Source organism: uncultured Brachyspira sp., assembly GCF_949287625.1.
Taxonomy (GTDB): Bacteria; Spirochaetota; Brachyspiria; order Brachyspirales; family Brachyspiraceae; genus Brachyspira.
Map to the genome: position 1 here is coordinate 1 of NZ_CASEGO010000017.1, position 12,939 is coordinate 12,939.

A 12,939-nucleotide genomic window follows, 5' to 3' on the forward strand; every position below is an offset into this window, starting at 1 on the left:
ACGTATCGTTGACATTTGATAAGAATAAACAATACCGTGCGTCCCGAACGAAGATGAGGGAGAGCTCGCGGTTGACAAACTTAAAAATTTTTAGTATATCCTCATTACCTACAGAGCCTAAAAGATAGCGTACAAAATAATCGTTCATTCTATAATGTGCACAATAAAAATAGATTATAATCTGCCTAGCCATACTGACACTAAATAAGCCTATAAAGAAATAATTTTTCAAGTATTGTTTATTATAGTATAAATTCTAACAAAAGAGTTTAACTTAAAAAATCAAAACTTACTGTCTCTAAGCATATAATTAAATTGATTTCTTGTATAAACTTTTATTTTATTATTATGCATAGCATAACTTCTGGCACTGCTGGTAAGCTCTACAGGAAGTATAAGTATTCCATTTTTTGCCCCAGCCTCATTAATAAGAAGTATAAAATCTCTTATAATAAGCTCCCCTACTTCCGTATTTTTCCATCTCTTAAAAGATATTAATGTTAAATCTTTTTTATTTTTATTTGAAGCAAATGCCAAATAATTAACTTCATCTCCGTAATCATAATCTATCAAATGATCATTATATTCCTGTATAGCAGAATACATAAGTTTTTTCTGTATTATGTCTTGGCATATACTCTTAAAAGATGCCAAACTTATATCGTATATTTTATCCACTTTTTTTAGTATAACACTTTCTGAAGAAGCATTATTTTCATTTATACCGCATTCTAATAATATTTTTTCTATATCCATAGTTTTTTCTAGCTGAGCAAAATCAAGTATACTGTCAATATTATTAAAACTGCTCTCCCATAACTTCACGCTATTTTCCCAAATATCTATATACTGCTTATCAATATATTTTTCATAATTTTCATTTTTATATTTTTCATCATCTTCAAGTTTCATATTATTTCTTAATTTTTGAAGCTGCTCTGTAGCTTTTGAAATTGAAAATAAATATTTAAAAATTCCGTCTAAATCATAAATATTAAATTCAGGAGCATTAAAAAGTCTTATATGCTCAAAATAACTTATAGAACTATTAACATCTTTAATAAAATAATTATAAAAAGCAAAGTCCAGTATAATAGCTATTTCATCTTTTTTTATTTCATTAATTTTATACTGAGATGAAAGTTTATTATAAAGTGCTATAAATTCATCGCTATCATCAGATTTATATAATATATATAGATATATTCTATTTATATAAAATTTATATTTAAGATTAGTATTTATAGATCTCAAAGACAAAATAGATTCTGCAAAACTTTTAGCAGTATTTATTTCATCTGTAACTATATATAATGATATCAATATTTTTTCAACTAATATCATATCATCATAATCTTCTTCTATATTTGATATATTTCTGCTTAATCTCTTATGAAGTTCTTCAAGCATAGTAATAATTTTTTTATAATCCTGAGTCATAAAATAACATATTGCAGCTGTTTTTAATTCTTCTATCTCAAAGTCGCTTTTATTATTGATAACCCTATTAAAATATTCGCATGCTAATTTATAAACACCCTCTTTTCCAAGTATATAAGCCGCCTTTAGAGAATAATAACTATTACTTGGCTCTAATTGAGCTATTTTCAAAATGCATTTGATACTTTCTTCTTTATTCTCTAATTTTTCGTATAAGCCCTCTAACTTTTTATATATGTTTGTCTCCTCGCCCTCAAAATATTTTAAATCCATTAATTTTTGATACTTTTCTACAGCATTTTCTGTAAAATTATACTGCTCTTCCAAAACTGCAAGTTCATATATAGAATTATAATCTTTAGGATTTGTATCAATTTTCTTTTGAAGTTCATCCATTTTCTTTTTGATATTTTTAGGCTTATAATAACTATTAGTTCTAGATATACTTCTAAAAAATAAAATAATTCCTATTACTATTAATATAGATACAGGAACCATCAATATATACATATACAAATTAAACATAGTTCTTTCTTCCCGAAATCAGAATTATATTGATAACTATTTTAAGATTGAAAATAAATTAATACAATATGATTATTATAAAAAAAACAAAAAATCATACAAAATTAGTTCTTAAAAACATTTCAAACTGTGTTTTTGTATACACTGTAATTCTATCGTTATGTTTAGCACTTTTTGTAAGTTTGACAGGCAGTATTAATATTACATTTTTTACCTCGGCTTAATTAACCATCATAAGAAAATCTCTCAATATAAGCAGACTTACTTATCATTTTTCCATATCTTAAAAATATTTTTATGATTTTTTTTAATCTATTGACATTAATACATAATAATATATTCTATTAAAAATTTAACTCATTACAAATTATAGGAGTAACAAACATGAAAAAAATATTATTTTTATCAGCTGTTATTTTGATATCAGCATTTTTTGCTGTTTCATGCGGCGGCCAAAAAAGCACAGCAGAAAACTCAATAACAGTAATGGTTCCAGACTGGGCTGTACCTTCTGATGAAATGCTCAATGCTTTTAAAGAAGAAACTGGAATAACTGTTAATATGAACGTTATGGCTTGGGAAAATATAAGAGACAAAATATCAATAGCGGCTGCTGGAGGAACTGCTGCTGCTGATGTTGTAGAAGTAGACTGGTCTTGGGTAGGAGAATTTAACAGTGCTGATTGGCTTGAACCTATAGAATTAAGCCAAGAGGAAATTAACGCTATGCCTTCTATACAGCCTTTTATAATAGACAGTAAAGTTTTAGCCCTTCCTTATGCCAATGATTTCCGTTTAGCTTATTATAATAAAAAACATTTTGAAGCTGCAGGCATTACTGAAGCTCCAAAATCTTGGGACGATGTTTATAATGCTTTAATAGCTATAAAAAATGCAGGTATCACTAAATATCCTTTTTCTATGCCTTTAAATGCTGATGAATCTTGTACTACTTCATTAATATGGATGGCATATTCAAAATACGGAGTAGTATTTAATGAAGACGGTACTTTAAATAAAGATGCTGTACTTGGAGCATTAGAGTTTATAAATAAAATGGCTAATGTTGATAATTTGATTGATCCTGCTTGTAAAACTTCTACAGGTATGGACGCTTATAGAAGAATCAATTCCGGAGAGGCTAGTTTCATAGTAGGACCTACTTCTTTTGTAAGCAGAGTACAAGATCCTAATGAATCTCAAGTAGTAGGAGATGTTATACCTATACTTCTTCCAGGTGCAGAAGGTCCTTCACCAAAAACTTTTGCTTTACCTGAAGGTGTAGGCGTAATAAAATTATCAAAAAACAAAGAAGCAGCAATGAAATTTGTAAAATGGTTTAATTCACCAGAAATACAAAAACAATTAAACTATGTACAAAACACTATGCCTACAAGAACTTCAGTTATGGAAGAACTTATTAATGAAGGCAAATTAAAAAATACAGGTGCTTTGCTTGAAGAATCTACTTTAATATCAAGCCCATTCCCAAAAGGTGTTCCTAGCTATTATTCTGAAATGACTACTGCTATATTTAATGCTGTTAATGAAATGGTTTTAGGGGCAAAAACTCCTGAAGAAGCATTTAATGCTATGGATAGCAAAATAAAAGAATTAGCTGCAAGATAATTTTATTAGAGTAATAATATTATATGGCATTACTTTTTGAGTGATGCCATTTATTTTATCTTTAAAATAATTTTTATATTTAATTTTTCAAGTACTTTTGAAACAAACTTATTTAATAAATAAAAAAAGGGCCTAACTTAAAAAGTTAAGCCCTTTTCATTATCGTTGGAGTTTTATGCTGTTAAATTGAATTTTTTCAAATCTTCATCAACGCTTCCTATTCCTCCAATTCCGAATTTTGAAACTAATATATTAACTACATTAGGTGATAAGAATCCAGGAATTGTTGGTCCTAAATGTATATTTTTTACTCCCAAATATAATAATGAAAGTAAAACTATAACTGCCTTCTGTTCATACCAAGCTATATTATAAACTATAGGCAAGTCATTAATATCATCTAATCCGAATAAGTCTTTAAGTCCCAAAGCAATAACAGCTAGTGAGTAGGAGTCATTACATTGTCCTGCATCTAGTACTCTAGGTATGCCGTTAATATCACCTAAATCTAATTTATTGTATCTGTATTTAGCACAGCCTGCAGTTAATATTACAGTATCTTTAGGAAGTTTTTTCGCAAACTCAGTATAGTATTCTCTTTCTTTATGTCTTCCGTCGCATCCGCCCATTACGATAAATCTTTTTATAGCTCCTGATTTTACAGCTTCAGCAATTTTATCTTTAAGTGATAATACCTGATTATGAGCAAATCCTCCAACTATAAAGCCGCTTTCTATTTCTTTAGGAGCTTCGCATTTTTTAGCATGCTCTATTATAGGAGTAAAATCTTTATCGCTTTCTTTTCCTGTATGGCTTTCTATATGTTTTAAGCCTTCAAAACCTGCAGCACCTGTTGTATATACTCTGTCTTTATAACTTGGTAAAGGAGTTACTATACAGTTTGTAGTCATTAGTATAGGTCCGTTGAAACTTTCAAAATCTTTTCTTTGATCCCACCAAGCTCCGCCGTAATTGCCTACAAAATGTTTATATTTTTTTAATTCTGGGTAGTAGTGAGCAGGAAGCATTTCAGAGTGAGTATATACATCTACTCCTGTACCTTCTGTTTGTTTTAATAATATTTCTATATCTTTTAAATCATGACCAGATACCAATATTCCCGGATTTTTTCCTACACCTATATTAACTTTTGTAATTTCTGGGTTACCGTAAGTAGAAGTATTAGCTTTATCAAGAAGTGCCATTCCGTCAACACCGTTTTTACCTGTTTCAAGTACCAAAGCTAAAAGTTCATCAGCATTTATATCATTTCTTAATGTTTCATTCAAAGCTCTTTGTATAAAAGCATCAACTTCTTCATTCTCATAATCAAGCATATTAGCATGTCTCATATAGGCACTTAATCCCTTAACTCCGTATATAACAGTTTCTTTAAGGCTTCTTATATCTTCATCTTTCTCTTCTAATACGCCTACTGTTTTTGATTTAGCGTCCATATCATCTTTGCTTTTAGGTGTCCATAAAGATTCTTCAAGTATAAGTGATTTGTCTTTTACCTGATTTGCTAATTCATTACAAAGTTTTGCAGTGTATTCTATTCTCTTATAAAAAACTTCTTTATCGAAATTGGCATTTGTTATAGTAGTAAATAAATTGAATGTTACATCATGATTAACTTTTTTATCTACTTTTCCGCCCTCTTTTCTTATAGCAGTTGTTATATTAGAAAGTCCTTTAGTTACATGAACTAGTAAATCTTCTAAATAGGCTAAATCTGGTTTTTTACCGCATACACCTGATACAGTACAGCCTGTATTATTCATTGTTTCCTGACATTGATAACAAAACATTTTATTGTCCATTTAATCCTCCATTTATTTTTTGTGTTTTGATTTTTTATTATCTGTTTTACTTATCTTGAAATCCTTATCTAATAAATAATGATCTTTGATTGTATGGCTTTCCATATAGTTTTTGAACTTTCTGTTTATATCATTAACTAAATCGCCCATTATGCAGCTTGAGCAGTATTTATCGCATTTGGAATGAAATAAACAGCTTCTCTGCCAATTCTTACCCTCTATAGTTTCGTATATCTCCAAAAAAGAAGCATTTTCTTTACCCTCAGCAATTTTAAATCCTCCTGCAGGTCCTTTTGATGAAGTAAGATACCCCGCCTTTACAAGTGCCTGAAGAACTTTCGACAAATGATTAGGCGAAACATCAAATCTTTCTGCTATATCTTTAAGGGATGCAAACTCTTTAATAGATATATATACTGCAGAGTGCAGAGCTATAGCTGAGGCTTCTGATATTGGAATCATTTTTTATTCCTGTTATTACTAATTTAGTATATTGGTACTATAATACTAAATTAGTTTTTTGTCAATATGATAATAAAATATTAATTAAATCTGGTTTTTCTTATTTTTTATTTTTTGCGACAGTTTTTGTCATTAAAATGTGTTATACTATATAACATATATTTATTTTTAAGGACTATTATATGGCAGAAACAAATAATGAAGATAATAAATCTGTAGAAATGCGAAGCATAAAAAAGTTAAATGGATGTAATTTCGTTATACCTAGCTATCAAAGGGGGTATAGATGGAGAGGCGAAAATGGAGAAGTTCAGGCTTTATTGGAAGATATAAAAGAATTTATAGAAAATAAAAAAGGAGATGAAAAATATTGTCTTAACCCTATAGCTGTAAAAAAAGTATCGGATACCGAATATAATTTAGTAGACGGGCAGCAGAGATTAACCACAATTTATTTGATATTAAAATATTTAAATAATACTAAACCATTTACTTTAAAATATGAAACTAAACAAAATAAAGAATTTTTAGATAAAATTAATATAAATACACCAGAAAATGATTATAAACAAAACATAGACTATTATCATATTTTCGAAGCTTATAAATATATAGATATTTGGTTCCAAAAAGATGAAAATAATCAAATAGAGAAAGAAAACTTTAAGGAAAACTTATTAGACAATGTAAATATAATATGGTATGATATAGGAAGCGATGACGAAAATGAAACTTTTCAAAGGCTTAATGCTGGAAAAATAGCACTTACCGACAGTGAATTGATAAAGGCTATTTTTTTGCATAAATCAAATTTTAAAGAAAAAAGTAATAACAATGAAAATACAGAAGAATTAAAAAAAGAAAGTAATAATAAAAAAAAGCTGGAAGAATTAAAACAAATAAATATAGCCAATCAATGGGAAAATATAGAAATAGAATTAGAAAACGATAAATTCTGGTATTTTATTTCCAATAATGATAATGCTGACATTAGAATGGATTTTTTATTTGAGTTAATATATGATATACAAAAAGAAAATAATAATACTGTAAAAACAAAATATAAAATATTTGAACATTTTTATAAAAAGTTTAAAGATAAAAAGAATTTAATTGAAAATTGGAAAGAGCTTTCAAAATATTTTTATATTTTAAAAGAATGGTATGAAGATGATAATTTATATAATGATATAGGTTATTTAATAGCCTCTGGTTCAAGAGAGTTAAAAACTATTTTATCTTATACAGAAGATGAAAAACTAAACACTAAACAAAAATTTAAGACTAAAATAAAAGAAGATATAAAAGAAAGTATCAAAGTTCATAATTATAAACAGGTAGAAGAAAATATATCAAAATTGGAATATAATATAAATGATACAGAAATAAGAAGAATATTATTATTATTTAATATAATAGATAGCTCAAAAGAAAATATAAGATTTCCATTTGATGAATATAAAAAGATAATACCATCTTTAGAACATATACATGCTAGAAACTCAAAAAAATTATCTGAGAAAGAAAAAGAAAAATTTATAGAAGAAAATAAATTATATATACTTCAAAATAAAGAATTAATAGAAAATGAATATAAAAATCTAGATGAAGCTTTTAATAATTTTAAAATAGAGGATAATTTCAATTATATAATAGATGCATTATTTTCTATTTATGAAAAATTATTAGAAGATAGTGAATCTTCCATTACATTTGAAAAAAATTATAATTTAGATAATGAAAATAATATTTCTAATTTGGCATTAATAGACGTTAATAATAATGCTACTTTGAGTAATTCTATTTTTCCAATAAAACTAAATAAAATAAAAGACTTAATTAAAAATAAAAAAAAATATATTCCTATATCTACAAAAAATGTATTTTTAAAATATTATACAAATGAGTCAAAAGATATACTATTATGGACAAAAACTGATAAATATGATTATTTGAATAATATAATAGATTCAATAACTGATTATTTGGGACTAAAAAAATAAATAAGGAGAATATTATGAGCGACAATAAAGAAAATTTTATCTCATTATTAGAGAAATACGAAAATAATGTTGTTGTGCCTATTATACAAAGAGGTTATGCCCAAGGCAGAAAAACTAATGAAGTAAATAAAATAAGAGAGGATTTTTTAGATGTTATTATTGATTTTTTATCAAACGATAAAGAAGAATTAATATTGGATTATATATATGGAGTAGAAGATAATGGGGTTTTTTATTTATTAGATGGACAGCAAAGATTAACAACATTATTTTTATTTCATTGGTATTTCAATTTTGAAAATGAAAAATTAAATAAATTTACTTATGAAACTAGAAATTCATCAAAAAATTTTATATCATTTTTATTAAGCATAAAAAGAGAAAAAATTGATTTACAAACTGATGAAAAATTATCTAAGATATTAAAGGACAATATTAATTTTTTAAACTTTTGGGAAAAAGATACAACAGTTAAAGGAATGCTTCAGGTAATAGATGATATTCATAAAAAAGTAAAAAATAATAAAGATATTGATAGCGGTAAATTAAATAGTATACAATTTTACTGTGAATATATAAAAGGAGATCCTGATGATTTGTATATCAAAATGAATTCAAGAGGAAAGCAATTAACAGATTTTGAAATATTTAAATCAAAACTCGAAAGTTTTTTAGATGGAAAAATAGATGATAATCTTTTAAGAGAATTTAGAAAAAAAATAGATACTACTTGGTCTAATTTTTTCTGGGAATTTGTGAAAGATAATAAAAATCCTGAAATAGACAGCCTTTTTAAAAACTTTTTTGATTTTGTGTTTAGAATGTTATATGCTGAACAATATGAATATGTAAAAGAAAAAAATGAAAAAATAGGAGTATATCTGAAAGATTTCTTTAATTTATTTGTAAAAAAAACAGATGAAAAAATATTAAAATATATTGATGATAGTAAAAACTATATGTTAGAATGTAATATAAAATTTATAGTTAATATATTGGATATATTTTATAAATTAACCCCTAGTAAAACCATTGAATTATTTAATGAAATATTTTGTATATATGATGGAAATATTTATAATGATAAAATATCTACTTTTGAAGAAAATATAAACATTTTTGATAAAAAAGATGACTATATTATTTTGCTTAAAATAAATAATTATGATTTGAAATATAAAATATTACTGTTTAGTTTTTTTATTATTTTAAATAAAATAGAAGAAGAAAATTATAAAGAAAATGAAAATATAGATTCAATAATTGAAAAAATCAAAGATTATAAAGATATATTGAGGTTTATAAGGAATTTTATATTTATTTACTATGAACATATTGGCAATGATGATGAACTAAAATTCCAAATTAGTTTTATAAAATCATTTATAGAAAATGGAAAAATATCATTAAAACCTTATAATGATAATCACCAAGAGATATTAAAAATAATAGTTGAATCAGAACAAAATAAATTAGATATATTAAAAGATAATACAGATTATATAAAACAAAAAATTTACGCCTGTGAGAATAATGTATTTTTACAAGGAAATATTGATTTCTTATTAGACAATATAGGTAATGAAAATATAGTTAATGTAGTAAATTATATTTTTACTAAAAATGGCTTTAATAATGAAAATGTAAATTATTTAATACATAGGGCTATATTAGTATTTATTGATAAAGATGAAATAGAAAGTTTTAAACCTTATTATACTACAACAATATCTATATTTAGAAATAGTTATAATAAAACATTATTAATATGGTATCCAAATAGATTAGAAGAGTTTATCAATACTATATTTAACGATAAAGTAAATAAAACTATATTAGATAAATGCAGTAATATAATAAATAATTATAAAGATGATAGTCATTGGAAATATTTGATAATAAAAGATGCTAAAGATGCAAATGGCAATGATGTAAATTTATACAATGAAGAATATTCATATTCAGGTGAAATAAAACGTCATTATAATAGTGATAATATTGATTATTATTTATATTATCAGTATAGAAATAGAACTCATTGGGATATACCATTATCAACTAAAATTCACACAATGTTTAATAAATTTCTAAATAAACACAAAGATTTTCATTTATACTATTTTGATGGTTCTAATAATCCTAATATTGAAGAATCAAGAATATTAAGATATACAAATAATGAAATTTTATATTGTTATGAATGGGTTACTTTAGCTAAAGAAATAGAAATAGAAAATGAAAAAGTTTTGGTTGGATTTACTACAGATGGTTATTGTCTTGAATGTGGTTTGAGAAAGAAAATACCTTACAGAGATGAAAATAGAACAGAAAATATTTTAACAAAAATTGAAGAAAAGAAAATCAATTTTGAAGGATATGAAAGATGCACTAATAATATTGATTGGTATTATATGAAATATTTGGATAATTATGATGAAATGTCAGAAGAATATAATAACATATTAAAACCTGTTATAGATGCTTTTTCTAAAAAATAAATAGTTAATTTGTTGTAAAAATAAAGGAGTTTAACTTAAATTAAAAGCTAAGCTCCTTTTTTAATACTAAAAAATATCATATTTCAATAAAAAAGCCTATTGACTTTATTTTTTTATGCATATAAAATCTTTGATTGTGTCTTAAATTTTTTACTTTTTATAAAATTATTACAAAATTAGAGGTATTTTATAATGAATAACAAAATGCTGGAGCTCACAGAAGGTAATGTCAATAAAGGATTAATAAATTTGGTTATACCAATGATACTGGGCAATCTATTAAATATAGCATACAATATAGTAGATACAATATGGATTGGGCAGATGATAGGACCTAAAGGACTTGGAGCTATTGCTGTGAGTTTTCCTATTATATTAATACTTTTAGCTATAGCCTCTGGGGTAACTGTAGCTGCTAATGTATTGATAGGTCAGTATTTCGGAGCTAATGATGAGGATTCTGTAGTATATGTTTCTAAAGTTGCTACTACAATTAGTTTGATAACTTCTTTGAGCTTAGCAATTATAGGATATATATTTGCCCCTGCTATGATGAGATTTTTAAATACAGCAGACAGCATTATGGAATATTCTGTAAGCTACTTTAGAATAAGCATGATAGGTTTTCCTTTTGTGTTTTATTATTTTTTAGTATCTGCTTTGCTTAGAGGAATAGGAGATACTGTAAGACCATTAATATTTTTGGCTATAGCTTCCGTAATTAACTTGATACTAGACCCTATTATGATAAAAGGACTGGGACCAATTCCTGCTATGGGATTAGACGGAGCTGCTTATGCAACTGCTTTTTCTCAGTTTGTTTCTGTGGCTGTAAGTATGGTATATTTAAAAATGAAAAATAGTATTGTAAAGGCTAATCCTTTTAATTTGATATTTGATTTTAATATTACAAAACTCATGTTTAAAATAGGTCTTCCATTTGCCGCTATGCAGCTCATAGTATCTGTAAGCTGGCTATTATTAAACAGACTTATAAATACTTATGGAGAATCAGCTTCTGCTTCGGTTGCTGTATCTATGAGAGTAGACTCATTATCTTTTTTACCGCTTCTGGCACTATCAGCAGGTATAGCTACTATGACAGCACAGAATATCGGAGCAGGTAAAATGGATAGAGTTAAAGAAATATATAAAGCAGGCATCAAACTTTCTGTAGGAATATCAGTTTTTATGGCACTTTTTTCTGTGCTGTTTCCAGAAATCATTGTACGAATGTTCACAGATGATATGAGCGTTTTGAAATACACTAAAAGCTATATATATGTAGTAATACCTTCTATGATAATGCTTGCTATTATGTTTTCTTGTAACGGCGTTATTAATGGAGCAGGAAAAACTTTTATGCTTATGCTGTTCGCCTTTTTTGCCCATATTATAATAAGAGTACCGTTAGCCTATATGATATCTCCGAAGCTGGAATTATGGGGCATATGGACTGCTATGGCTGTAAGTAATTTCTTTAGTATGAGCTTTAGTTTAATATATTATTTCTCTAACAAATGGAAGAAAGGAGCGAATATTGCATCGCATTCTGCTGCTGAACATAATATTTAAACATACCCTAGTTTTTGATTGATTTTTTTTATAAAAGTATTATAATTACAGATTGTGTTGTTTACATAATTATTTTTTATTATAACGAGGTGTTATATGGAGTTAAAAAACTATATAAGAAATATTCAGGACTATCCTAAAGCAGGCATACTCTTTAGAGATATCACAACTTTACTTCAAAACAAAGATGCTTTCAAATATGCAATAGACCAGATGGCAGAACAAGTAAGCAGCGAAAAAATAGATTATATAGTAGGAGCAGAAAGCAGAGGTTTTTTAATAGGTTCAGCATTAGCCTATAAAATGAACACAGGATTCATACCAGTAAGAAAAAAAGGCAAACTTCCTTACAAGACAATATCCGAAGAATATGCACTAGAATACGGTACAGACACTTTATTTATGCATGAAGATGCTATCAAAAAAGGTGAGAGAGTATTAATAGTAGATGATTTAATAGCAACAGGCGGTACGGCACTTGCTATGATAAAAATGGTAGAAAAACTTGAAGGTATTGTAGCAGGTTCTTCTTTTTTAATAGAATTAAAAGAATTAAACGGAAGAAAAGAAATATCTAAATATCCAGTACATGTATTGATAGAGTATTAATATATTATTGACTTTTAATGATTTTTATTATAGAATATTATAAAAATTATTTAAGAAAAATTTTATTGAAATAAATACAATTAATAAGGAGAAAGTGAATATGCCATCTATTAAACCATTAGCAGACAGAGTGCTTTTAAAAGTATTAGAACAAGAAGAAAAAACTTCAAGCGGAATCCTTCTTCCAGATACAGCTAAAGAAAAAACTCAAAAAGCAGAAGTTGTAGAAATAGGCGACAGCGAAGATATCAAAGTAAAAAAAGGCGACATCGTTATATATGATAAATATGCAGGCATTCAAATAAAAGAAGGCGATACTGAATATTTAATAGTAAAAAATGAAGAGATAGTTGCTCTTATAAAATAATTAATAGC

9 protein-coding genes are annotated in these 12,939 nt (G+C 26.2%); 6 read left to right on the forward strand and 3 right to left on the reverse strand.

The genetic code is table 11. The features are described 5' to 3' along the window. Nucleotides 1-282: 282 nt before the first annotated feature. The gene (locus Q1X91_RS04740; RefSeq protein WP_300753866.1) at nucleotides 283-1,965 is read right to left on the reverse strand and encodes a restriction endonuclease; all 1,683 of its coding nucleotides are present in this window, start codon (nucleotides 1,963-1,965) and stop codon (nucleotides 283-285) included. Between the two features lie 384 nt (nucleotides 1,966-2,349). Between Q1X91_RS04740 and Q1X91_RS04745 the strand changes: the two genes are divergently transcribed. Next, complete coding sequence (locus tag Q1X91_RS04745) at nucleotides 2,350-3,594, forward strand: extracellular solute-binding protein (protein ID WP_300753868.1); 1,245 nt, start codon at nucleotides 2,350-2,352, stop codon at nucleotides 3,592-3,594. Between the two features lie 173 nt (nucleotides 3,595-3,767). Here the strand turns inward: Q1X91_RS04745 and hcp are convergent, their stop codons facing one another. Together hcp and Q1X91_RS04755 are read right to left on the reverse strand one after the other, a co-directional pair. Further along, on the reverse strand, nucleotides 3,768-5,417 hold the full coding sequence (gene hcp, locus Q1X91_RS04750) for a hydroxylamine reductase (protein WP_300753870.1): 1,650 nt from the start codon (nucleotides 5,415-5,417) through the stop codon (nucleotides 3,768-3,770). 12 nt (nucleotides 5,418-5,429) lie between these two features. Then, a complete protein-coding gene (locus tag Q1X91_RS04755) occupies nucleotides 5,430-5,879 on the reverse strand; it encodes an Rrf2 family transcriptional regulator (protein ID WP_300753872.1) in 450 nt (149 codons plus the stop codon). Between the two features lie 182 nt (nucleotides 5,880-6,061). On the opposite strand from Q1X91_RS04755, the gene Q1X91_RS04760 reads away from it, so the two are divergent. The 5 genes from Q1X91_RS04760 to Q1X91_RS04780 all read left to right on the forward strand — a co-directional run bounded on the left by Q1X91_RS04760 (nucleotide 6,062) and on the right by Q1X91_RS04780 (nucleotide 12,931). Beyond that, on the forward strand, nucleotides 6,062-7,882 hold the full coding sequence (locus tag Q1X91_RS04760) for a DUF262 domain-containing protein (RefSeq protein ID WP_300753874.1): 1,821 nt from the start codon (nucleotides 6,062-6,064) through the stop codon (nucleotides 7,880-7,882). Nucleotides 7,883-7,896: 14 nt separating this feature from the next. After that, complete coding sequence (locus Q1X91_RS04765; RefSeq protein ID WP_300753876.1) at nucleotides 7,897-10,380, forward strand: DUF262 domain-containing protein; 2,484 nt, start codon at nucleotides 7,897-7,899, stop codon at nucleotides 10,378-10,380. Between the two features lie 192 nt (nucleotides 10,381-10,572). Continuing rightward, nucleotides 10,573-11,955 (forward strand): MATE family efflux transporter, encoded by a 1,383-nt coding sequence (locus Q1X91_RS04770; protein WP_300753878.1) that lies wholly within the window; start codon nucleotides 10,573-10,575, stop codon nucleotides 11,953-11,955. 96 nt (nucleotides 11,956-12,051) lie between these two features. Beyond that, nucleotides 12,052-12,564, forward strand: coding sequence for an adenine phosphoribosyltransferase (locus tag Q1X91_RS04775; protein WP_300753880.1), 513 nt, complete (start codon nucleotides 12,052-12,054; stop codon nucleotides 12,562-12,564). A 100-nt stretch (nucleotides 12,565-12,664) separates the two neighbouring features. After that, nucleotides 12,665-12,931, forward strand: a complete 267-nt coding sequence (locus tag Q1X91_RS04780) for a co-chaperone GroES (protein ID WP_013114097.1) — start codon at nucleotides 12,665-12,667, stop codon at nucleotides 12,929-12,931. Nucleotides 12,932-12,939: the final 8 nt, after the last annotated feature.